Annotated in this window: 24 protein-coding genes and 1 tRNA gene; 10 read left to right on the plus strand and 15 right to left on the minus strand. The window is 68.9% G+C overall.

Annotated elements, in window-relative coordinates:
* Positions 1–187: 187 nt before the first annotated feature.
* From AWC18_RS15460 to AWC18_RS15480, 5 genes are read right to left on the minus strand one after another with little or no spacing between them, the layout of a single operon-like run.
* Positions 188–1,507 (minus strand): DUF58 domain-containing protein, encoded by a 1,320-nt coding sequence (locus tag AWC18_RS15460; RefSeq protein ID WP_085139293.1) that lies wholly within the window; start codon positions 1,505–1,507, stop codon positions 188–190.
* Positions 1,504–2,481, minus strand: a complete 978-nt coding sequence (locus AWC18_RS15465) for an AAA family ATPase (protein ID WP_085139294.1) — start codon at positions 2,479–2,481, stop codon at positions 1,504–1,506. The genes AWC18_RS15460 and AWC18_RS15465 overlap by 4 nt, the downstream gene beginning before the upstream one ends.
* Positions 2,478–3,587 carry a DUF4350 domain-containing protein gene (locus tag AWC18_RS15470; protein WP_085139295.1) on the minus strand — a complete coding sequence of 370 codons (1,110 nt, stop codon included), beginning with the start codon at positions 3,585–3,587 and terminating at the stop codon, positions 2,478–2,480. The genes AWC18_RS15465 and AWC18_RS15470 overlap by 4 nt, the downstream gene beginning before the upstream one ends.
* Complete coding sequence (locus AWC18_RS15475) at positions 3,584–4,192, minus strand: DUF4129 domain-containing protein (RefSeq protein ID WP_085139296.1); 609 nt, start codon at positions 4,190–4,192, stop codon at positions 3,584–3,586. Before AWC18_RS15475 ends, AWC18_RS15470 begins: the two co-directional genes overlap by 4 nt.
* A gap of 10 nt (positions 4,193–4,202) precedes the next feature.
* Positions 4,203–5,492: a glycerophosphodiester phosphodiesterase family protein gene (locus tag AWC18_RS15480; RefSeq protein WP_085139297.1), complete on the minus strand. Its 1,290-nt coding sequence runs from the start codon at positions 5,490–5,492 to the stop codon at positions 4,203–4,205.
* A gap of 25 nt (positions 5,493–5,517) precedes the next feature.
* On the opposite strand from AWC18_RS15480, the gene AWC18_RS15485 reads away from it, so the two are divergent.
* Positions 5,518–5,982 carry a GatB/YqeY domain-containing protein gene (locus AWC18_RS15485; protein WP_085139298.1) on the plus strand — a complete coding sequence of 155 codons (465 nt, stop codon included), beginning with the start codon at positions 5,518–5,520 and terminating at the stop codon, positions 5,980–5,982.
* On the opposite strand, the gene AWC18_RS15490 is transcribed toward AWC18_RS15485, so the two are convergent.
* The 4 genes from AWC18_RS15490 to ponA2 all read right to left on the minus strand — a co-directional run bounded on the left by AWC18_RS15490 (position 5,979) and on the right by ponA2 (position 10,435).
* Positions 5,979–6,380 (minus strand): hypothetical protein, encoded by a 402-nt coding sequence (locus AWC18_RS15490; protein WP_085139299.1) that lies wholly within the window; start codon positions 6,378–6,380, stop codon positions 5,979–5,981. The two genes, AWC18_RS15485 and AWC18_RS15490, sit on opposite strands and share 4 nt — an antisense overlap.
* Positions 6,381–6,460: 80 nt before the next feature.
* A tRNA-Pro gene (locus AWC18_RS15495) sits at positions 6,461–6,534 on the minus strand.
* Positions 6,535–7,012: 478 nt separating this feature from the next.
* Positions 7,013–7,978, minus strand: coding sequence for a metallophosphoesterase (locus tag AWC18_RS15505; protein WP_064997563.1), 966 nt, complete (start codon positions 7,976–7,978; stop codon positions 7,013–7,015).
* 36 nt (positions 7,979–8,014) lie between these two features.
* Positions 8,015–10,435 carry a transglycosylase/D,D-transpeptidase PonA2 gene (ponA2, locus tag AWC18_RS15510; protein ID WP_085139300.1) on the minus strand — a complete coding sequence of 807 codons (2,421 nt, stop codon included), beginning with the start codon at positions 10,433–10,435 and terminating at the stop codon, positions 8,015–8,017.
* 368 nt (positions 10,436–10,803) lie between these two features.
* On the opposite strand from ponA2, the gene AWC18_RS15515 reads away from it, so the two are divergent.
* Positions 10,804–11,130, plus strand: a complete 327-nt coding sequence (locus tag AWC18_RS15515) for a WhiB family transcriptional regulator (RefSeq protein ID WP_109470333.1) — start codon at positions 10,804–10,806, stop codon at positions 11,128–11,130.
* A 31-nt stretch (positions 11,131–11,161) separates the two neighbouring features.
* On the opposite strand, the gene bagB is transcribed toward AWC18_RS15515, so the two are convergent.
* Positions 11,162–12,313 (minus strand): ATPase BagB, encoded by a 1,152-nt coding sequence (gene bagB / locus AWC18_RS15520; protein WP_085139301.1) that lies wholly within the window; start codon positions 12,311–12,313, stop codon positions 11,162–11,164.
* Positions 12,310–13,332, minus strand: a complete 1,023-nt coding sequence (bagA, locus tag AWC18_RS15525; RefSeq protein WP_076047738.1) for an ATPase BagA — start codon at positions 13,330–13,332, stop codon at positions 12,310–12,312. Before bagA ends, bagB begins: the two co-directional genes overlap by 4 nt.
* Positions 13,333–13,379: 47 nt before the next feature.
* Here bagA and sp36 point away from each other — a divergent pair, with 47 nt between their 5' ends.
* From sp36 to AWC18_RS15535, 3 genes are read left to right on the plus strand one after another with little or no spacing between them, the layout of a single operon-like run.
* Positions 13,380–13,541: a Sp36 family protein gene (sp36, locus tag AWC18_RS21205; protein WP_109370840.1), complete on the plus strand. Its 162-nt coding sequence runs from the start codon at positions 13,380–13,382 to the stop codon at positions 13,539–13,541.
* The gene (locus tag AWC18_RS15530) at positions 13,538–14,005 is read left to right on the plus strand and encodes a RidA family protein (protein WP_064997558.1); all 468 of its coding nucleotides are present in this window, start codon (positions 13,538–13,540) and stop codon (positions 14,003–14,005) included. Before sp36 ends, AWC18_RS15530 begins: the two co-directional genes overlap by 4 nt.
* Before the next feature lie 7 nt (positions 14,006–14,012).
* A complete protein-coding gene (locus tag AWC18_RS15535) occupies positions 14,013–14,789 on the plus strand; it encodes an MBL fold metallo-hydrolase (protein WP_085139302.1) in 777 nt (258 codons plus the stop codon).
* Between the two features lie 129 nt (positions 14,790–14,918).
* Here the strand turns inward: AWC18_RS15535 and crp are convergent, their stop codons facing one another.
* Complete coding sequence (crp, locus tag AWC18_RS15540; RefSeq protein WP_013830875.1) at positions 14,919–15,593, minus strand: cAMP-activated global transcriptional regulator CRP; 675 nt, start codon at positions 15,591–15,593, stop codon at positions 14,919–14,921.
* Between the two features lie 104 nt (positions 15,594–15,697).
* Positions 15,698–15,838 (minus strand): hypothetical protein, encoded by a 141-nt coding sequence (locus AWC18_RS21710; protein WP_165758016.1) that lies wholly within the window; start codon positions 15,836–15,838, stop codon positions 15,698–15,700.
* Between the two features lie 132 nt (positions 15,839–15,970).
* On the opposite strand from AWC18_RS21710, the gene nth reads away from it, so the two are divergent.
* Genes nth through marP form a run of 4 tightly spaced genes read left to right on the plus strand, consistent with a single transcriptional unit; the run spans position 15,971 to position 19,290 of the window.
* Positions 15,971–16,651 (plus strand): endonuclease III, encoded by a 681-nt coding sequence (gene nth, locus AWC18_RS15545; RefSeq protein ID WP_109560106.1) that lies wholly within the window; start codon positions 15,971–15,973, stop codon positions 16,649–16,651.
* Between the two features lie 14 nt (positions 16,652–16,665).
* On the plus strand, positions 16,666–17,298 hold the full coding sequence (locus AWC18_RS15550) for a TlpA family protein disulfide reductase (RefSeq protein WP_085139306.1): 633 nt from the start codon (positions 16,666–16,668) through the stop codon (positions 17,296–17,298).
* Positions 17,255–18,100 (plus strand): NUDIX hydrolase, encoded by an 846-nt coding sequence (locus tag AWC18_RS15555; protein ID WP_085139304.1) that lies wholly within the window; start codon positions 17,255–17,257, stop codon positions 18,098–18,100. The genes AWC18_RS15550 and AWC18_RS15555 overlap by 44 nt, the downstream gene beginning before the upstream one ends.
* Complete coding sequence (marP, locus tag AWC18_RS15560) at positions 18,097–19,290, plus strand: acid resistance serine protease MarP (protein ID WP_076047735.1); 1,194 nt, start codon at positions 18,097–18,099, stop codon at positions 19,288–19,290. Before AWC18_RS15555 ends, marP begins: the two co-directional genes overlap by 4 nt.
* A gap of 1 nt (position 19,291) precedes the next feature.
* Here marP and AWC18_RS15565 read toward each other — a convergent pair whose 3' ends face one another.
* On the minus strand, positions 19,292–20,239 hold the full coding sequence (locus AWC18_RS15565) for an alpha/beta fold hydrolase (RefSeq protein WP_085139305.1): 948 nt from the start codon (positions 20,237–20,239) through the stop codon (positions 19,292–19,294).
* Positions 20,239–20,793, minus strand: coding sequence for a phage holin family protein (locus AWC18_RS15570; RefSeq protein ID WP_208858378.1), 555 nt, complete (start codon positions 20,791–20,793; stop codon positions 20,239–20,241). Before AWC18_RS15570 ends, AWC18_RS15565 begins: the two co-directional genes overlap by 1 nt.
* A gap of 217 nt (positions 20,794–21,010) precedes the next feature.
* On the opposite strand from AWC18_RS15570, the gene AWC18_RS15575 reads away from it, so the two are divergent.
* Positions 21,011–21,727, plus strand: coding sequence for a chymotrypsin family serine protease (locus AWC18_RS15575; protein ID WP_420093350.1), 717 nt, complete (start codon positions 21,011–21,013; stop codon positions 21,725–21,727).
* Positions 21,728–21,800 lie beyond the last annotated feature (73 nt).

The raw sequence follows: 21,800 nt of genomic DNA on the forward strand, positions 1-21,800 counted from the left end.
TGTTTGCAAGAGTCAGACACCGGGTGAGAAGAACCCAACCACCGCACAGCGGCACCTGTCACCCTGACACTGAGTGTCTGCCCAGCAACACGCCGCAACTCCTGGCAATCTGCGCACGCTCGCGGCAGGTCCGGGGCCACGGCGACGGCAGGGCCGGGACCACGCTCGCGGCGGCCATGGCCAGGGCTTACAACTGCCCGGCCGCCTTCATCGCCAAGTAGGCATCGGCCAGCGCCGGGGCCAGATCTTCGGGTGGGGCATCGATCACCTGAACGCCGCTGCGGCGCAACCGCGCCGCCATCGCCCGGCGATCGTTGCGGGCGCGTTCGGCGGCGCCGGCGTCATAGACCGCGGCCGCGCTGTCGCGTTCTTGGGCCAGCCGCTCCACCCGCGGATCGGCGACCGCCGCGAGGATCACCTGGTGGTCCGCTGTCAGCTTCGGCAACACCGGCAGCAGGCCTTCGTCCAACGCCGAGGGGTTGAGATCGGTCAGCAATACCACCAGATTGCCGCGGCGCGCGCGTCGCGACAGGGTGGCCAGCATCGCCGCCGCATCGGATTCGACCAGCGCCGGCTGCAGCGGCGCCATCGCGTCGACCAGTTGGGCGAACAGTCGCGTCCGAGACGCCCCGAAAACCCCGGCGCGGGCCACCTGGTCGTGGGCGAGCAGGTCGACATGGTCGCCGGCGCGTAATGCCAACGCCGCCAGCAGCAGTGCGGCATCCATCGACCAATCCAGCCGCGGCCAGCCCGCGGGATCGCGGGCGGTCGGATCGACCCCGATTCGGCCCGCCGCGGTCCGGCCGGTGTCGAGCACGATCACCACCCGCCGGTCACGCTCGGGCCGCCAGGTGCGCACCACCACCTCCGAGCGCCGTGCGGTGGCCCGCCAGTCGATCGAGCGCACGTCGTCCCCGGCGACGTATTCGCGCAGCGAGTCGAACTCGCTGCCCTGGCCGCGCACCAGCGCCGGAAGATTCCCGTCGACCTCACGCAGCCGGGCCAGCCGGGCCGGTAGGTGCCGGCGGGACAAGAAGGGCGGGAGCACGCGCACCTGCCCCGACACCTGCCGAGATCGCTGCCGACCGGCCAGCCCGAGCGGGCCGATCGAGCGGACCGTGACGCCGGCGGCGTGGTGGTCGCCGCGGCGGATCGGCCGTAGCTCGGTCAGGATCCGCGACCGCTGACCGGCTCCCAACTCCAGCGGATGCGAGCGTGGTGTGGCGCAGGCGCTGGGCGGCCAGGCGTCGCGGATCTGCCCGCGGAATCGGTGCCCGCCGTTGGTGATCCACAAGGTGGTCGTCATCGGCTGGCCAAGACGCACCGCGTTGTCCATCGACCGTTCGATACCCAGGGTGCCCGGATCCGTCGTCAACGCGAGGTCGAGCACCACCGCCGCGATGAGCCCCGCCAACAACACCGCGAATGCGGCCGCCGGCCAGGGGGCGAGCGTGATCGGCACGGCACACAGCAGTGCGATCAGCGCGGTGCGACCGGTCAGAATCACCAGCGCGGCACCGGAACCGAGGCGAGGATGCTGTCGAGAACGCCGTCGGCGGTGGCGCCTTCCAGTTCGGCCTCCGGGCGCAGCATCACCCGGTGCCGCAGCGTGGAGCGGGCCATCGCCTTGACGTCGTCGGGCGTCACATAGTTGCGCCCGGACAGCCACGCCCAGGACCGCGACGTGGCCAGCAACGCAGTGGCGCCGCGAGGGGAGACGCCCAGTTGCAGGGCGGGCGAGCGCCGGGTCGCCGCGACGACGTCGACGATGTAACCCAGCACCTGGTCGGCCACCAGAACCTGGCGTACCGCAGCGCGCCCGGCCGCCAGATCCGGTTCGCCGGCCACCGGGGCCACCGCGGACAGGTCGTGCGGGTCGAAGCCCTGCGCATGCCGCGCCAAGATGTCGATCTCGGCTTCGCGCACCGGCAGCGGCACGGTCAGTTTGAGGAGGAACCGGTCGAGCTGAGCCTCGGGCAGCCGGTAGGTGCCCTCGTACTCGATGGGGTTGGCGGTGGCGGCGACGATGAAGGGGTCGGGCAGTGGTTTGGCCGAGCCGTCGACGGTGACCTGTCCTTCCTCCATCGCCTCCAGCAGCGCCGCTTGGGTTTTGGGCGGAGTCCGGTTGATCTCGTCGGCCAGCAGCAGATTGGTGAAGACGGGTCCGGGCCGGAACACGAACTCCGCGGTGTGGGTGTCATAGACCAGCGAGCCGGTGACGTCTCCGGGCATCAGGTCCGGGGTGAACTGGATCCGTTTGAAGTCCAACCGCAACGCTGTACTCAGCGTTCGGACCAGCAGTGTTTTCGCCACGCCCGGAACACCTTCGAGCAGCACATGGCCGCGGCACAACAGTGCGATCACCAGGCCGCTGACCACAGCGTCCTGACCGACCACCACCTTGGCGACTTCGCTGCGCAATGCCAGCAACGCTTCACGGGCTGCCGCGGCGTCCGGATTCTCTGCGGGGGTGTGAGTCACGAGTGGGTGACCTGCCTTTCGATGTCGTCGAGTGCGTGGGCCAGTGCGACCAGGGCGTCGTCGGAGTCCGGGGCGGGGCCGAACAGTTGGTGCCACACCCAGTCCGGGTGCGCCCCCATGCGGGACGACACCGCCGCGACCAGCGCGGGTGGCTCCGGTCCCGAACCCAATCCCAGGCGGGGTGCCAGCCGGCGCACCGTCGCGGTGCGCAGGGCGGACGCTGCCCGATCGCGGGCCCGGTGCGAGCGGTAGAGCCGACCGAGGCCTTCGACGGTCTCCGATGCGCGGACCACGACGGGCAGTTGTTCGCTGACCAGGGGGCCGAGCCGGCGGCCCTTCCACACCGCGGCCAGCGCCAGTGCCACACACAGCTGCCAGACCAGCCATCGCGCGTTGGGCGGGATCAGGGCGGCAATGCTGGACTTTCCCGACTTCGCCCCTTGAAGATGTTGGGGCGCAAACCAGATCAGGCGATCTGAGGTGCCGGCGAGATTCATCGCCAGGGCGGCGTTGCCCTCGCGGGCCAGATCGGCGTTGGTCATGAAGGTCTCGCTGCCGACCACGGTGACGGTTCGCGCGCCGTCGTGATAACGCACCAGCGCGCCGTCGTAGCAGCTGTCGGCCGACAGGTCTGGGGGTGCTGTGTAGGTAGCAGTGGTGCGCAGGTCGACTTCTCCGGCCCGTTGCGCCTCGCGCAGGCTGCACTCGGGCTGATGGGTGTATGCCCGTGCGGGGCCGGATCGGATGTCGGGCGCCAGAACCCTGCGAGCCAGGGCATCTGGGGCCACCAGCAGCAGGTCGCCGGGCAGATCGGCGAGCCGGTACAGCAGCTCACTGCTGGCGATGCGCTGGGTCCGGGCGACCAGCACCAGCGTGCCGGGGCGGGCGTGCAGGGCGACGTCCTCGACGGTGCCGGCGGTCACGACTTCCACTCCCTGGTGACGCAGCAGCGTCACCAGCGCGTGGGTGCCCTCGGGGCTGGTGGCGTTGGGATCCATCCGGCCGCCCGGCCGCGGGGTGGTCAGGTAGGCGCCCACCGCCGAAACCGCCACGATCACAGCCAAAGCCGCCGCGACCCACAGCCACGTCCGCCGCCTGGTCGTCATCGGTGCTGCCGTGTCTGTGTCGTGGCCAGCACCCGCTCGTCGAGGTCGGCGACCATCCGGTAGCCCTGCTGCGTGGCCGGCACCTCGCCATAGCTGACATCGTTGAATATCTCTGCGGCTCTATACAGCTCACCGGCCAGGGCGGGTAACGCCGCACCGGCGTCGCGGGCCAGTTCGGTGGCGGTGCGGCCCGTGGCGGGATGCAAGACCCCGGTCTCCTCGAGTTCGCGTGCCACTGCCCGCAGTCGGTGCCGGATCGCCTCGCCCCAGTCTTCCGACGCGGCATGGTCGCGTGCCGCGCGCCGATGTTCGGCGGCGCTGAGTTGCGTTGCGCCGTACAGCGGCTCGTCGCGACGGCCGTCGTGCAGCATCCGACGGCTGATATGGACTGCAGCCGCCACGGCGACCGCGAGGAGGATCAGCAACACGCCGATCGTGAACCATCCGCCGGGCAATTCGGCACCCTTGAGGACCAACCGCCGCACCAGCGTCTCGATGAAGTCGAGGAACTGTTGCTTGGGAGACGGCCGCGGGTACATCGGTTTTGCCAGCTCGCGTTCGGCCGCCTCGCGGGCGGCTTCGCGGTCGATGTCGACGGTGGGCACCCCGAGGTCCTTATCCTGGAGGCCGGGTCAGCCAGAGATGGTCGGTCCACCCGCCGACGTAGGGGCCGCCGGCCGCGCCGGTGCGCAGCACCAGGTCGAACGCCTCGCTCCGGATACGACGGTCGGTGTACAGCAGTACCGACACCCCGGCGGTGAAGGGCAGCACGATGATCTGCCCGATGGTGGTGCCGATCCGGGAGAACAGACTCAACTGTGCACCGCTGGTCAGGGCGTCGCTGCCGTGGGCGGTGATCATCCCGAAGATGTTGAACGGAAACGCCACGGCACTGCTGATCAGTGAGACGATCAACGCGGTGAGGGCCATGATGCCCAGCACCCGCCAGAAACTGTTGCGCACCAAGTAGAACGAGCGGCGCATCGCCTCGAACACCGGTTGGCGCTCGAGCACGATCACGGTCGGCGCGAAGATCAGCACGGTATAGCCGTAGGCCAATGCGGCGATCAGTCCCGGTACCAGGGCCATACCGATCAGCACCGCGGCGCCGGTTCCGCCCGCTCCGCCGGCGAAAACGATCAGGGCCACTCCAAAGCCGCACAGCACCGCCGCTCCCAGGCCGATGAGGGCGGCCAGGCCGATCAGCGGGACGAAGCGATCACGCACGACCGCCCAGGCCTCGGCGATGGTGATCGGCGACCCGAACACCGCACGCCCCACCACCGCGGTCAGCAGCCCGGTCAGCACGATGGTGCCCAGCGCCGTGACGAGGGCTGCGCCCAGAGAACCGGTGAACCACGCCATGACATCACCGCCGGACAGTTCCGAAGGCGATGTACCCGGACTCGTCGGATCCAGCGCCGACAGCAGGCCGAACAGGGCTATCCCGGTGATGATCTGAGTGACCACCACCACCACGGCGGTGAGCCCGAGCACGGTCTTCGGGTTGGCCCGGATGTAGCCGACGGCGCCGTTGTAGATGTCGGTCAGGCTCAGTGGGCGCAGCGGAATGATGCCGGGCTTGAGTTCAGGCTGCGGATAACCCACCGGGGGCCCGTATCCCGGCGGCGGGGGCCCGTAGCCGGGCGGGGGATAGCCCGAAGGTGGGGGACCGAAGCCGGGTGGCGGGCCGTAACCCGGTGCGTATCCCGGGGGCGGTTCGTAACCCGGACCGTAACCCGGCGACGGGCCGTAACCCGGTGGCCGACCGTAGCCCGGAGGCGGGGCGCTGTAGCCAGGCGGCTGACCGTATCCTGGGGGTGGTGGGCCGTAGCCCGGCGGCGGGCCGTAGCCGGGCGGCGGAAAACCAGGTCCGGGGTAGCCGGGCGGAGGCGGATTCACCATGTGGCTGAGCGTAGCGTTATGGGGCATGGCGGAACTCAAATCCCAGTTGCGTGCCGATCTGACGGCGGCGATGAAAGCGCAGGACAAGCTGCGCACCGCGACCCTGCGAATGCTGTTGGCTGCGATCCAGGCCGAAGAGGTTGCCGGCAAGCAGGCCCGGGAGCTGACCGACGAGGATGTCCTCAAGGTGCTGGCGCGCGAGGCCCGCAAGCGGGCGGAGTCCGCGACGATCTACACCCAGAACGGCCGGGGCGACCTCGCCGCCGAAGAGCACGCCGAGGCGCGCATCATCGACGAGTACCTGCCCGCGCCGCTCAGCGACGCCGAAGTGGCTGACGTGGTCGACACCGCGCTGGCGCAGGTGGCCGAGGCCATCGGAGAGCGGCCGCACATGAAGCACATGGGCCAGGTGATGAAGGTCGCCACGGCGATCGCGGCGGGCAAGGCTGACGGCGCCCGACTGTCGGCCGCGGTCCGCGAACGCCTCTAGGACCCGGTCGCCGGCAACTGCCAGTCCGCAAGCGCGGCGATGAAGGCGTCGGGGTCGGTGAGGCTGACGAAGATGCGCCGGACCGGCTTGTTGAAAATTCCGGCCGTGGGCGCCTTGGTCGGCTTGACGCCGTGGGAGAGCAGGATTTCGACCACGCCGTGCCGGGATCCGTTGACCAGCCAGCCGTTACACGCCTGATGGACACCCCAGCCCCACATGCGTTCGGGCGCGGGCCGGGCGGACTCGATGTTGGCCAGCGGAATGTCGATGGCGAAGGCCCATCCGCTGCGGACCTGCAGCACGCCATTGGCCACCTGGATGCTTGCGCGCCGCGGGCCCAGGCCCAGCACGGTGGCCAGTGGCCGATACCACCGGTCGTAGCGCATGGGGAAGTCCACGCAGCACATTGTCTATGGCCGAAACGGCTGGTGGACCGGATTGACGAAACCGCGGTCAAGCCACGAATTGCCAAAAACTGTCGGGGTGGCGGGATTCGAACCCACGACCTCTTCGTCCCGAACGAAGCACGCTACCAAGCTGCGCCACACCCCGTGTGAAGCCACGACAGCGTATCGCACCGCCCCGCCGGTCACCCAAACGCCTGGTCGCAGGCCTACGGCAGAGGCCCGCTGGAGGCCGATTGTGGGGGCCGGGGGAACGCCCGGGCAAGACCTCCACGCCCAGCCCATCGGCCCTCGGGAGCATGAAACGCCCCACATTCCGGGTGGGGAACTGGCAAACGCAGGAGGACTTAGGCAGACTGGCTAACAAGGTTTAGCTCAAAGGGAGTCAAAATCATGACGCTGTTAGGCGGAGCGGTGTACGCCGGTTTCTTCGCTCTGGCTGCATTGTGGCTTGCCGCCACCAATCCCGACGCAGCCGACGAGCGGGCTCAGGCGAACGCGAATCGGCAGGACCTTTCAAACTCGGCCCGGACTGCGGCCGAACCCGTCGGGTCGAGTCCCTGCTGCGCCGGCCAGTCGTCGCTGTAGCAGGCCGCGCAAAACGCCCTACCCGGCAATAAGCCCCGTCAACGGGCCGACACTGACGGCTGCGTCGAGCCGTGGGTGAGCTGCGAGTCGTCCCCACCGGTCGGTGCGGCCACCAGGGTCAGCAGGCTGGCCTCGGGGCGGCAGGCGAACCGCACCGGTGCGAACGGCGAGGTGCCGATGCCCGCTGAGACGTGCAGGCGCATGTGCGCACCCCACTGGGAGGGTCCCTTGACCCGGGAGCGATCCAGGCCGCAGTTGGTCACCAGCGCGCCGTAGAACGGCACGCAGAGCTGGCCGCCGTGGGTATGGCCGGCCATCACCAACTGGTAGCCGTCGCCGGCGAAGCGATCCAGCACCCGCGGCTCCGGCGAATGGGTCAGTCCGAGGCGCAGATCGGCGGTCAGGTCGGCGGGACCGGCGATGGTGTCGTAGCGGTCCCGCTCGATGTGCGGGTCGTCCACGCCGGCCGCGGCGATCCGGTGGCCGGCCACGTCGAATTCGCGGCGCGTGTGGGTCAGATCCAGCCAACCCCGCTCGGTGAACGCCGCGCGCAGGTCCTGCCAGGGCAGTGGGACGCCGTGCACGCGGTGCGTCGGCTTGGTCAGGTACTTGGCCGGGTTCTTCAGCCGCGGCCCGAAGTAGTCGTTGCTGCCGAACACGAAAACGCCCGGCACCGACAGCAGGTCACCCAGGGCCTGCACCACCGCCGGCACCGCCTTGGGGTGCGCGAGGTTGTCGCCGGTGTTGACCACCAGGTCGGGCTCCAAGCGCACCAGGTCCCGCAGCCAGGCCTGCTTGCGGCGCTGCCCGGGGCGCATGTGGATGTCGCTGATGTGCAGGACCCGCAGCGGCGAGGAACCGGGCGCCAGCACCGGCATGGTCGCCTCGCGTACCACGAACGCGTTGCGTTCGATGATCGCGCCGTAGCCGATAGCGAGAGCCGCCGGCCCGAGCGCCGCCGAAGCGGCGACGACGGACCGGGTCAAGGCAGGTGAAGGGGCCATGCCGTTCAGACTACTGCGCCGTGACCCCGCGACCGGTTACGGCGGCGGCGCGGGGGGCGGCAGCAGCGGAATGGTGATCGGCGGCAGGCCGGGAATCTCCACCACCGTCGAACCCACCGGGCCCATCGGCGGCATGCCGTCCGGCGGCGGTGGCGGTGGCGGCGGGATGCCGTTGCTGACCTCGATGGTGATGATCGAACCGGGAATGGTCTGACCGGTCGGTGAGGTGCCGACTACCGCTCCGGAACGGGCGCTGCTGTTGACCCAGTTCGGCTGTTCGGCGACCTGGAATCCGGAGTCCTTGAGTCGTTGGCGCGCGGCCTCGACTTCCAGGCCGGTGACGCTGGGCACCCGCGAGTTGGGGCCGCCGTCGACGTAGCGCGGATCCGGCGGCGGCATGATGACGTCGCCGAAGTCGGTGGCGATGGGTTTCATGGCCGCGAACCAGGTCCGGGCCGGCTCGTTACCGCCGTAGAGGTCACCGTCTCCGCAGTGCCGCAGCGGGAACGAGCACAGATCCGACGGCGAGCTGGAGTCGTCGAAGATGTAGTTGGCCGCCGCGTAGCGGTTGGTGAAGCCCAGAAAGCCCGAGGAGCGGTGCGCCTCGGTGGTGCCGGTCTTGCCCGCCATCGGCAGATCCCAGCCCACCGAGCCCGCGGCCGGCGCTGCGGTGCCGCCGCCCTGGATGTCCTTGCTCAAGGCGTTGGCCATGGTGTTCGCGAGTCCTTCGGGAACCACTCGCTCGCAGGGGTCGCTGGGGACGGCCACCTCGTTGCCGTTGCGGTCGATGACCTTGTCGATCGGGTTCGGCGGGCACCAGACCCCACCGGAGGCCAAGGTGGCGGCAACATTGGACAGCTCGAGTGCGTTCACCTCGATCGGGCCCAGGGTGAACGAGCCGAGGTTCTGGCGCTTGATGAAATCAGCCAGGCTCTCGTTGCTGTCCGGGTCGTAGTTGCGGGCGGTGCCCGGATCGGCGTAGGACCGCAGGCCCAGCTTGATCGCCATGTCCACCGTGCGGTCGACGCCCACCTGGGAGATCAGCTTGGCGAACGCGGTGTTGGGCGAGGTCGCCAGCGCGGTGGAGACGTTCATCGGCGACCGGTAGGGCGCGACGTTGACCACGCACCAGGTCTCCTTGGGGCAGCCCTTCGCGCCGCCGCTGCCCATGCCCTTGGTCTGGAACCGGCCGGGCACTTCGAGTTCGGCGTTGATGCCCATGCCCATCTCCAGCGCCGCGGCCACGGTGAAGGTCTTGAAAATCGACCCGGCGCCGTCGCCGACCAGTGAGAACGGTTGCGGCCGCATGGTTTCGCCGAGGTCGGCGTTGAGCCCGTAAGTGCGGTTGCTGGCCATCGCCAGCACCGGGTGTGCGTCGGCGCCGGGCTTGATCACGCTCATCACGCTGGCGATGCCCTGCACGTTGGGGTTGGCGAAGTTGTCGATCGCCTCTTTGATCGGGGCCTGCACGTCGGGGTCCAGCGTGGTGTGGATGACATAGCCGCCGCGGGCCAGCTGCTCCTTGCTGATCCCCGCGCGGGTCAGGTACTCCTGCACGTAGTCGCAGAAGAAGGCCCGGTCGCCGGCGGCGATGCAGCCCCGGGGCAGCTCGTTGGGCTGCGGCAGGATGCCCAGCGGCTCCTGCTTGGCGGCCCGCAGCGCTTCCGCCTCAGCGGGGATGTTTTCGATCATGGTGTCCAGCACCAGGTTCCGTCGCGCCAGCGCGCCCTCGGGATTGGTGTAGGGGTTCAGTGCGCTGGTCGACTGCACCATGCCGGCCAGCAGCGCCGCCTGCTGCCAGTTCAGGTCCGCGGCGTCGACGCCGAAGTAGGTCTGCGCGGCGTCCTGGATGCCGAACGAGTTGTTCCCGAACGACACCAGGTTCAGGTAGCGGGTCAGGATCTGTGGCTTGGTGAAGGTGCGGTCCAGCGTGAGCGCCATCCGGATCTCCCGGAGCTTGCGCGCGGGGGTGGTCTCGATGGCGGCGCGCTTCTCGGCGTCGGTCTGGGCCAGCACCAGCAGCTGGTAGTTCTTGATGTACTGCTGCTCCAGCGTTGAGCCGCCGCGGGTGTCGACGTCGCCGGAGGCGTAGCCGGCCAGCCCGGCCAGCGTCCCCTTCCAGTCCACCCCGCTGTGCTCAGCGAACCGCTTGTCCTCGATGGAGACGATCGCCAGCTTCATCGTGTCGGCGATCTTGTCGCTGGGCACCTCGAAGCGGCGTTGCGAGTACAGCCACGCAATGGTGTTGCCCTTGGCGTCGACCATCGTCGACACGGCGGGCACATCCCCGGTGACCAGCTGGGCCGAGCCGTTGGCCACCACGTCGGAGGCGCGGTTGGACATCAGGCCGACACCGCCGGCGATGGGAAACAGCAACGCCGCGAGCAACACGGCGGCGAGCAGACAACACCCGGCCAGTTTGAGCACAGTTGGGCCGGTCGGGGGGCGCTCCGACATGGCTAACACACTAGCGGTGGTCGCAAGTGCGGTGGAGTCGGGCGAAGCGGGCCACGCCCTCACCAGGCCGCAATTAACTGTCGCAGGCGTCAAAAAATGACCGATTCAGGGGAGGCGCCGATGCTGATCGTGGTCCAAATCATGATCGGACTGCACGGTCGTCCCAAAAAATTGCCTACCAACCGTTGCGCAAACAGCACCTGACCACCTAACTTGGACATCAAGTGCGATTCAGGTAACACTGATGACGCTATGTGGCGTAGATCGCAGTGCTCGGTCCGCGCCGATGTTGAATAGGTGGCTGCCGGGGCGGCCGGGACGGAGGATCGTCAGTGTCTGTTGTAGGGACAGCGGTTCGCAACACCAGCATGGCAGCGACATCAACTCCCCGAACAGTTCTGCGCGGTGTGCAGGACGAGGGCCGGATCGCGTGGGTTTCCAAGGCCGTCTGCCGCGGCGCGGACCCCGACGAACTCTTCGTACGCGGTGCGGCACAACGCAAAGCCGCAGTGATCTGTCGGCACTGCCCGGTCGTGCTGGACTGTCTGGCCGACGCCCTGGACAACCGGGTTGAGTTCGGGGTGTGGGGCGGCATGACCGAGCGGCAGCGCCGGGCGCTGCTCAAGCAGCACCCCGAAGTGACCTCCTGGCGTGAGTACTTCGCCGCCCAGCGCAAGCAACGTGACGCCGGCTGACGCCCGGCTGAGTCCCTCTTCGCTTCTACTTCTACTTCGCCGCCGTCAGCTGATCGGCGATCGCGCCCAGCGCCTCCAGATCGGAGACGTCGAACGGCAGTGACGGCACCCCCACGATGGGAACCCGCGGGTTAGCCCGGGTGAACCGCGACAGCAGCCGGATCTCACGCTTGGCGGTCGCGCCCCGATCGGCGTGGATCTGCAGCGCCGCCGTGGTGAGTGACTTCGTCCCCTCGGGCAGTTCGCCCCCGGACTCCTGCAGCGTCTCGATCGCGTCGATGGCGCGCTCGATGGGCAGGTCGCACAACATCGGGTGGGTGCGGTTGAGGATCAGCCCCGCCAGCGGCATGTGCTCCTGAGACAGCCGGTCGACGAAGAACGACGCCTCCCGCAACGCGTCGGGTTCGGCTGCCGACACCACCACGAATTGGGTACCGCGGCGCTTGAGCAGCTCGTAGGTGCGGTCGGCCTTCTCCCGGAAACCGCCGAAGGTGGCGTCGAGCGACTGCACGAAATTCGCTGCGTCGGAAAGCATCTGCGAACCCAGGATGGTCGACAGCGCTTTCATCGCCAGGCCGAGCGCGCCGGCCACCAGCTTGCCGAGTCCGCGACCGGGGCCCAGCAGCAACTTCCACAGCCGGCTGTCCATGAAGCTGCCCAGCCGCTTGGGTGCGTCCAGGAAGTCCAGGGCGTTGCGCGACGGCGGAGTGTCGACGACCACCAGGTCCCAGCGGTCCTCGCCCAGCAGCTGGCCGAGCTTCTCCATCGCCATGTACTCCTGCGTGCCGGAGAGCGAGGTGGCGACCGTTTGGTAGAACTGGTTGCTCAGGATCGCCTCGGCCCGCTCGGGGCCTGAGTACTGCGCCACCATCTCATCGAAAGTGCGGCGCATGTCGAGCATCATCGCGTGCAGCTGGCCGGGCACCTCCGCCGGCAACGGCACGCGCTGCGGGTAGTTGCCCAGATCCTCGATGCCCAGCGCCTGCGCCAGCCGGCGGGCCGGGTCGATGGTCAGCACCACCACGTTGCGGCCGTACTCGGCCGCCCGCAGCGCCATCGACGCCGCGGTGGTGGTTTTGCCGACGCCACCGGCGCCGCAGCACACCACCACGCGATTGGAGGTGTCGGACAGAATCGCCGCCAAGTCCAGCGCCAGCGGTTTGCCGGTGGTACCGGGTGTCATCGAACCCCCTGTTGGCCGAGAATTTCGGAAAGCTCATAAAGGCTGCCGAGGTCGATCCCGTCGGGGATCGTCGGCAGATGCAGGCGCGGCACGTCCAGATCCTGCAGCTGCTCGGCCGTTTCGTTCCGGGCGCTGATACGCGTCGCGTGCTGGATGGTTTCGGTCAACAGGCCGGCGAAGTCGTCGTCGGTCAGCGTGATTCCCGCGGCGGCCAGGCCGGTCCGCAGCGCGTCGGCATCGACCACGCCTTCGGCTGCCTTGGCCAGATCGGCGGGATCCAGGTGCGCGGCGATGTCGCGGTTGACGATCACACTGCCGATCGGCAGGTCCAGCTCCCGCAGTTCCTCGATGGCCTCCAGCGTCTCCTGCATCGGCAGGGCCTCCAGCAGCGTCACCAGGTGGATGACGGTCTGATCGGAGTGCAGCAGCTGCACCACACCGTCGGCCTGCGCGTGCACCGGTCCGCCCTTGGCCAGTTGCGACACGGCCTTGGTGACGTCGAGGAACCGGGAGATCCGGCCGGTCGGCGGCGCGTCCACCACGACCGCGTCGTAGATCGGTTTGTTGTTCTTGTCCGTCTGGATCACGTGGTACTTGATCTTGCCGGTGAGGATGACGTCGCGCAGGCCCGGCGCGATGGTGGTCGCGAACTCGACCGCCCCGACGCGTCGCATCGCCCGCCCGGCGATCCCCAGGTTGTAGAACAGGTCGAGGTATTCCAGGAACGCGGCCTCGATGTCCATCGCCAGCGCGTCGACCTGCCCGCCGTCCTCGGCGGTCGCAACCTTCAGCGGCTCGATGGGAAGCGGTGGCACGTCGAAGAGTTGCGCAATGCCTTGGCGCTCTTCGACTTCCACCAGCAATACCCGGCGTCCGCCGGCCGCCAGCGCTAACGCCAACGCCGCCGCCACCGTTGTCTTGCCGGTACCGCCCTTGCCGGTCACGAAATGCAGCCGGGCCTTCGTCAATCGCGAAGGCCAGCCGAGTGCAGGCTCGCTGCTGGAATTGGCTGTCACCACTGCATGCTAACCAAGAGCTTGCGCAGGCTAGCGATAAGCTCGCTGCCATGAGTCAACGCACGGTCTGGGAGTACGCCACCGTCCCCTTGCTCACACACGCCACCAAGCAGATCCTCGACCAATGGGGGGAAGACGGCTGGGAGCTGGTGTCGGTGGTTCCGGGGCCGTCGGGTGAGCAGCTCATCGCCTTCCTGAAGCGTCCGCGATGAGCTGGCGGGCCCGGCTGTCCGAGCTCGGAATCGAGCTGCCCGCCGTGGTGGCGCCGCTGGCGTCCTACGTGCCCGCGGTGCGCACCGGCAACCTGGTGTACACCTCCGGTCAGCTGCCGATGCGGGCCGGCGAACTGCCGCAGACCGGCAAGGTGGGCGCGGAGGTCACCCCGGAGCAGGGCCACGCGCTGGCCCGGATCTGCGCCCTCAACGCGCTGGCCGCTGTGGATGCTCTGGTCGGGCTCGACGCCGTGGCCCGGGTGGTCAAGGTGGTCGGGTTCGTCGCGTCGGCGCCGAACTTCAACGGCCAGCCGGGCGTGGTCAACGGGGCTTCGGAACTGCTGGGTGAGGTGTTCGGCGACGCCGGTACGCATGCCCGCTCCGCGGTCGGGGTCTCCGAGTTGCCGCTCAACGCGCCGGTGGAGGTCGAACTGATCGTCGAGCTGCAGGCCGCGGCGGAGTAGCGCAGCGGTGTCGGCCAGTCATCCCGCGTACGGCCGACTGCGGCCGGTCACCGACACCGCGTCGGTGCTGCTGGCCGACAATCCCGGTCTGATGACCCTGGAGGGCACCAACACCTGGGTGCTGCGGGGCCCGGGCAGCGACGAGGTGGTGATCGTCGACCCAGGGCCCGACGACGACGAGCACATCGGCCGGCTCGCCGAGGTCGGCAAGATCGCCCTGGTGTTGATCAGTCACCGGCACTTCGATCACACCGACGGCATCGACAAACTGGTGGACGCCGTCGCAGCGCCGGTGTACTCGGCCCGCAGCGGATTTCAGCGCCGCCTCGGCGGCCACCTGAGCGACGGTCAGGTGATCGAGGCGGCCGGTGTGCGCATCACCGTGTTCGCCACCCCGGGGCACACCGCTGACTCGCTGTCGTTCGTCCTGGACGACGCCGTCCTGACCGCCGACACCGTGCTGGGTCGCGGCACAGCCGTCATCGACTCCGAGGACGGCGACCTGACCCGCTACATGGACTCGCTGCAGCGCCTGCGCGGGCTGGGTGGGCGCACGGTGCTGCCCGGTCACGGACCGGAGCTGCCCAACATCGAGGCGGTGGCCACCGGCTACCTTCAGCATCGTGAACAGCGGCTCGACCAGGTGCGTTCGGCGCTGGCCGCGCTGGGGGAGCACGCCACCGCCCGCCAGGTCGTCGAACACGTCTACACCGACGTCGACGAACAGCTGTGGGGCGCCGCCGAATCGTCAGTGCAGGCCCAGCTGGACTATCTGCGGCGCTGAGATATCCCCGCGAGCAGACGCAAAAGCCCCCTTTTCCGCGTGGAAATGGGGGCCTTCACGTCTGCTCGCCGGGGTTAAAGGGCTCGCTGGAGCTACAGGGCGCGCCGGAGCTAAAGGCTCGCGGCTGAACTAGCGGGCTCGGCGGGCCAGCCGCTCGGAGTCGGAGATCAGCACACTCTTGCCCTCCAGCCGGATCCAGCCGCGATGGGCGAAGTCGGCGAGCGCCTTGTTCACCGTCTCCCGGGAAGCGCCGACCAGCTGAGCGATCTCTTCCTGCGTCAGGTCGTGGGTGACCCGCAGCGCACCGCCTTCCTGGGTGCCGAACCGCTGCGCCAGCTGCAGCAGCTGCTTGGCGACCCGGCCGGGCACGTCGGTGAAGATCAGGTCGGCCAGGTTGTTGTTGGTGCGACGCAGTCGGCGGGCCAACACCCGCAGCAGCTGCTCGGCGATCTCGGGCCGATCGGAGATCCACGACCGCAGGGCGTCGCGGTCCATCGACACCGCGCGCACCTCGGTGATGGTGGTGGCGCTCGAGGTTCGCGGGCCGGGGTCGAAGATCGACAGCTCACCGAACATGTCGGAGGGACCCATGATGGTCAGGAGGTTCTCCCGGCCGTCGGGAGACCGTCGGCCGATCTTCACTTTCCCGGAGACGATGATGTACAGCCGGTCGCCGGGCTCTCCCTCGGCGAACACTGTGTGTCCACGGGGAAAGTCCACGGGCTGAAGCTGCTTGGTCAGCGCGGCTACGGCGCTGGGCTCAACTCCCTGGAAGATTCCGGCCCTCGCCAGGATCTCGTCCACGATGCCCCTTAGATGTATTTGATGAAGGTTTGAAATCGTAAGCGCGGGCCGCTACCCGGCCAGCCACCTGAGTCTAGAGCTAGGCGTCAAGCGAGGTTACAACGCTACGCGCGATTGGCATGCCGATTCGGAGGAAACTGCGGATTGGTCTTCTGCTCCCGGCTCAGCCCGGTTTCGATGCGTTCCAGCCCGACCGCTGACAGCATCAACAGCGTCGGGATGGCGGTGATGAGCAGCCAGGACACAAGTCGTCAGTAAACCTGGGCAAGGTCTCGTTGGGGTCACAAATCAGTACCCTGTCGGAGGTGACAGTGGACAAAGCCTCGCGCGCGGTGCGGACCGAGACCCGGACCGGACTGGTCCGGCGCGCTCGCCGGATGAATCGGACTCTGGCGCAGGCCTTTCCCGACGCCCACTGCGAACTGGACTTCACCACGCCCCTGGAGTTGGCGGTCGCCACCATACTGTCGGCGCAGTGCACCGACGTGCGGGTGAACCAGACGACCCCGGCGGTGTTCGCCCGCTACCCCACAGCGCTGGACTACGCCCAGGCCGACCGCACCGAGCTGGAGGAGCTCATCCGGCCCACCGGCTTCTACCGCAACAAGGCGGCAGCCCTGATCAACCTGGGGCAGATGCTGGTCGAGCACTTCGACGGCGAACTGCCCAGCACCATGGAAGAGCTGGTGCGCCTGCCCGGGGTGGGACGCAAGACCGCCAACGTCATCCTGGGCAACGCGTTCGGGGTGCCGGGCATCACCGTCGACACCCACTTCGGTCGCCTGGTGCGGCGCTGGGCCTGGACCAGCGAGGAAGACCCGGTCAAGGTCGAGCATGCGGTCGGTGAGCTGATCGAACGCAAAGAGTGGACATTGCTGTCGCACCGGGTGATCTTTCACGGCCGACGGGTCTGTCATGCCCGCAAACCGGCCTGCGGGGTGTGCGTGCTGGCCAAGGACTGCCCGTCGTTCGGGATCGGGCCCACCTCGCCGATCGAGGCCGCTGCGCTGGTCAAAGGCCCCGAGACGGAGCATCTGCTGGCCCTGGCCGGCCTCTAGCCCAGATGGCGCCGATGAACAGATCGACCGGATGGACCCTGACCTGGCTGGCTGTGCTGGCGGTGGTGGCGGCTCTGCTGTTCGGGCTGGTGGCCGAACTGCGCCGTGAACCCGCCACTGTGCAGCCGGGGCGCGGCGCGGCCGCGGCCGAAACCGGCTCAGATCTGGGCGACCTGCGGCAGCGCGCCGATCTGCCGCCCTGTCAGGCAGGGCCGGGCGGCTCCGGGCCGCCTGCGTTGAGCGGCGTGACCGTCGAGTGCGCGGCCGACGGCTCGCCCGTCGACGTGGCGGCGATGTTCGCAGGCCGGAAAGTGCTGCTGAACCTGTGGGCCTACTGGTGTGGGCCGTGCCGCGACGAGCTGCGGGCGTTCGCCGAATATCAGCGCCGAGTGGGGCCGGCGGTGACGGTGGTGACGGTGCACCAAGACGACAACCAGGCCGCCGGGTTGGCCCTGCTGGCCGACCTCGGCGTGCGGTTGCCCACCCTGCAAGACGGCCGCCGCCAGCTTGCGGCAGCCCTTCGGGTGCCCAACGTGATGCCCGCGACGGTGCTGCTGGCCGCGGACGGTAGCGTGACCCGCATCCTGCCGCAGACTTTCGCCAATGCCGACGAGATCGCCGCCGCCGTCGAGGACAGCGGCCGCTGATGTGCGGCACTCAGAATCCGGTACAGAAGGGGGCCCGGTGAGCGCTGGCGAGTCCCAGCCCTGGGCCCCGTCGCGCGCCCCGTCATGGCTGCGCCCGCTGGTCGACAATGCCGAGAAGATGCCGTCGGCCTACCTGCAGCGGGTGCCCGCCGATGTTCGCGCGATGATCGCGGCGGCCAACACCAAGGCCAGCGTCACCGGACGCCGGCGTGACGCGGCGGTGCTGGTGCTGTTCTCCGGGCCGTCGGGTGGCCCGCCGGAGGAGATATCGCAGTCGGCGGATCTGCTGGTCACGGTGCGGGCCTCGACGCTGCGTCATCACGCCGGGCAGGCCGCGTTCCCGGGCGGAGCGGTCGACCCCGGCGATGACGGACCGGTCGCCACGGCGTTGCGGGAGGCCAACGAGGAGACCGGGATCGATCCGGGCCGGGTGACCCCATTGGTCGAGCTGGAGAAGCTCTTCATCGCCCCCTCGGGGTTCCAGGTGGTGCCGGTGCTGGCGTACTCCGAGGATCCTGGGCCGGTGACCGCGGTGGACCCGGCCGAGACCGCGATCGTCGCCCGCGTTCCAGTCCGGGCATTCATCAACCCCGAGAACCGGTTGATGGTTTACCGTGATGCGCGCAGTCGGCGTTGGGCGATGCCGGCGTTCCGGCTCAACCAGATGCTGGTCTGGGGATTCACCGCCCAGGTGATCTCGGCGATGCTGGATGTGGCCGGCTGGGCGCAGCCCTGGGACACCAACGAGGTACTTGGGCTCGACGAGGCCATGGCTCAGGTCGGAGGAGAAGGCGGAATATGACGTCGTCGCAGTGGCTGGACATCGCCGTGCTGGCGATCGCCTTCGTTGCCGCAGTGTCCGGGTGGCGCTCCGGCGCGCTGGGCTCCCTGCTGTCCTTCGTCGGCGTTGCCCTGGGCGCGATGGCCGGGGTGCTGCTGGCCCCGCACCTGATCGAGAGCGTCTCCGGTGCCCGGCTGAAACTGTTCGCCGCGCTGTTTCTGATCCTGGTCATGGTCGTCATCGGTGAGGTCGCCGGAGTGGTGCTGGGCCGGGCGGTGCGCGGAGCGATCCGCAACCCCGGTGTCCGGGGACTCGACTCCGTCGTCGGGGTGGTGCTACAGCTCGCGGTGGTGCTGATCGCGGCCTGGCTGCTGGCCACCCCGCTGACCGCATCCGATCAGCCGAACCTGGCCGCGGCCGTCAACAACTCGCGAGTGCTGCGTCAGGTCGACGAGGTCGCGCCGCGTTGGCTCAAGAACGTTCCCCGGCGGCTCTCGGCGGTGCTCGACGATTCCGGGCTGCCGTCGGTACTGGAGCCCTTCAGCCGCGCACCGATCGCCGCGGTCGATGCTCCGGACCCCGAACTGGCCGCCAGTCCGGTGGTGGACGCCACGGCGCCGAGTGTGCTGCGGATCCGCGGCGTGGCGCCCAACTGCCAGAAAGTGTTGGAGGGCACCGGATTCGTCATCGCGCCTACCCGGGTGATGACGAATGCGCACGTGGTGGCCGGCTCGGACAGCGTCACCGTGGAAAGCGGCACCAAGTCCTATGAGGCCACGGTCATCTCCTTCGACCCCAAGGAGGACATCTCCATCCTGGCGGTGCCCGATCTGCCGTTGCCACCGTTGGAGTTCGCCTCCTCACCCGCCCCGGCCGACACCGACGCACTGGTGCTCGGCTACCCCGGCGGCGGGATCTTCGAGGCCACCCCGGCCCGCATCCGCGACGTGATCAACCTCGAGGGCCCCGACATCTACCGCGACACCACGGTCACCCGTCGGGTGTACACCATCAGAGGCACTGTGCAGCAGGGTAATTCCGGCGGGCCCATGATCGACATGGACGGCCGGGTGATCGGCGTGGTGTTCGGTGCGGCGGTCGACGACGCCGACACCGGATTCGTGATGACCGCCGAAGAGGTGGCCGGTCAGCTGGCGCGCATCAACAACACCCAGCCGGTCTCGACGCAGACCTGCGTCGGGGGAGAGTGACTTAGCCCAGAAACCGCATCAGGTGGTCGTTGACCACCTCGGGCGCCTCTTCGTGAGCGAAATGCCCCGCGCCGGGCACCGACAGGTACTGTCCGTGCGGCGCGTACTGCCGAGTCTTGTCGACCGGGTCGGCCAGCACGTAGGGGTCGTCCTCGCCGCGTAGGTGCAGCAGCGGAATCTTCAGGGTGCGCAGGTCGAGCGCTTTCATGAACCGTCGGCCCTCAGCGCGGAGCTGACTGCGCACCGCCCAGCGCTGGTACTCCAGCGCGCAGTGCGCCGCCGACGGAATCTGTACCGCGGTGCGCAGGTACCGGATGGTTTCGGCGAAGTCCGCGCTCGCCTGCCAGTTCGCCCCGGCCCTGCTGCGCACCAAGCGCTCCAGGTCGGCCCCGTCGCGGCGAGTCAGGGTGCGTTCCGGCCAGAACGGCACCTGGTACCGCAGCAGCCACGGCAACAGTGCCCGGCCCTGGTCGGCGTGGGTCAGCGCCGAGCGGCGCAGTGCCGCGGGATGCGGCGAGCTGACCACCGCGATGTCGCGCACCAAGCGGGGGTGCAGCAGCGCGGTCGCCCAGCACACCAGGCCACCGTCGGCGTGGCCGACCAACGTCGCCGAGGAGTGCCCGAGAGCCCTGATCAGCCCGGCGGTGTCGCCGGCCAATGTCCAGCCGTCATAGCCGCGGGGCGGCTTGTCGCTGCCGCCGTAGCCACGCAGATCGACGGCGACCACCCGGGCATCGCTCAGCCCGCGCAGCTGATGCCGCCAGGTCCACCAGAACGAGCCGAAGCCGTGCAGCAGCATCACCAGCGGCCGCGACGTCGTCGGGGCGTCGGCGGCCCTGTCGTCGGCTGGTATCGCCTCGACGACATGGAAGCGAATGCCGTTGGCGTGGATGTCCCAGTGTCGCCACGGCCCGTCGATGCGGGTCATCGACGGATCCGGTGGCGGCACTACCAGCCTGAGGGATCGGTGTTCGGTGTCCCGGACGAGCGCGCCGGTGACGGCGACGTGCCGTGCAGGCGTTCCGGGTCGGGACGAAGCGCGTCGCGGGTCTCGCGCACCGATTCGATGGTCTGTTGCGGCCCGCGGATACGGCGCACCCGCAAGAAGCCGATCAGCGCCAGCGCCACGGTCACCACCAGCATGATGCCGAACACGATGAGGTAGGCGGCCCAGTCCTGCAGCCAGATGTTGAGCACCTCGGCGAGGAAGAAGAAGAAAAAGAACGTCGAGTAGAACAGCACGACCAGGGCCGCGATGAAGAACACGCTGCCGGTCAGGCCCCTCTTGACGTCGCGGGTGATCTCGGCGCGGGCCAGCTCGACCTCCGCGCGCACCAGCGTCGACACCTGAGCTGTGGCGTCCTTGACCAGATCGCCCAGGGAGGGGTCCGCGGGCAGCGCATGCGGGTCGGCCAACGGGATGGTCGCCAACGTGTCGGGCACGCCGTTGCGGTCCGTCTTCACCGCGGCGCGTAACGCGTTCTTGCGATCGGCCTTGCTCACTGGCTGTCCTCCCGTTCGCCGTCGTCGCGGCTTAATGTTGCCATGCGGTAGCCGACCCCACGAGTGGCCCCGGAAAAGCTGCGGGCGATCTCAAGTCCCCGAGCGCGGTCCCGGTGCGGATGGCGGCGGACCGCGCGTCCGGCTCCGTCGTCCCGGCGACCGCGGCTAGGCTGTTTCTTGACCACCGGAGGTGGTGTTGATTGACGGGAGTACCGCAGTGCAGATCGCACACCGCTGGTTGTTACGCGCCACGACGGCGCTGTTGGTGTGGGTGACCTGTGCCGCCTTGGCCACGGTGTTCGGGCCGGCGGCCCGGGTGGTCGCCGACGACAAGGTGGTGCTGGGCGGGGGCGCCGGACTCGTGGTCGATCAGGACACGCTGTGCACGCTGACCTCGATCGGCCACGACAGGACGGGTGCACTGATCGGTTTCACCTCAGCGCACTGCGGTGGCCCGGGCGCACTGGTGGCCGCTGAGGGCGCAGAGGGCAACGGCGTGGTCGGCCATATGGTGGCCGGCAATGACGCGCTGGACTACGCGGTGATCGAGTTCGACCCGAACAAGGTGACGCCGGTGCCGAATTTCGGCGGTTTCGTGATCGGCGGCATCGGTCCGGACCCCATCTTCGGCCAGATCGCCTGCAAGCAGGGCCGCACCACGGGCAACTCCTGCGGCCTCACCTGGGGACCGGGTCAGGATCCGGGCACCATCGTGATGCAGGTCTGCGGGCGCCCCGGCGACTCCGGCGGCCCGGTCGTGGTGAACAACATGCTGGTCGGCATGATCCACGGGGCGTTCAGCGATGCGCTGCCCACCTGCGTGATCAAGTACATCCCGTTGCACACGCCCGCCGTGGTGGTGTCGATCAACGCCGTACTGGGCGACGTCAACGCCAACAATCGGCCGGGCGCGGGCTTCGTCCCGATCGGCTAGACGGTATGGGTGACCGTCGGCGTTGAGCTGGGGGTTGCGGGCCGGGGCCCCACTCACCCATGTTCGTGGGTTA

The sequence above is a fragment of the Mycolicibacter nonchromogenicus genome (genome assembly GCF_002101775.1).
Classification (GTDB): domain Bacteria; phylum Actinomycetota; class Actinomycetes; order Mycobacteriales; family Mycobacteriaceae; genus Mycobacterium; species Mycobacterium nonchromogenicum.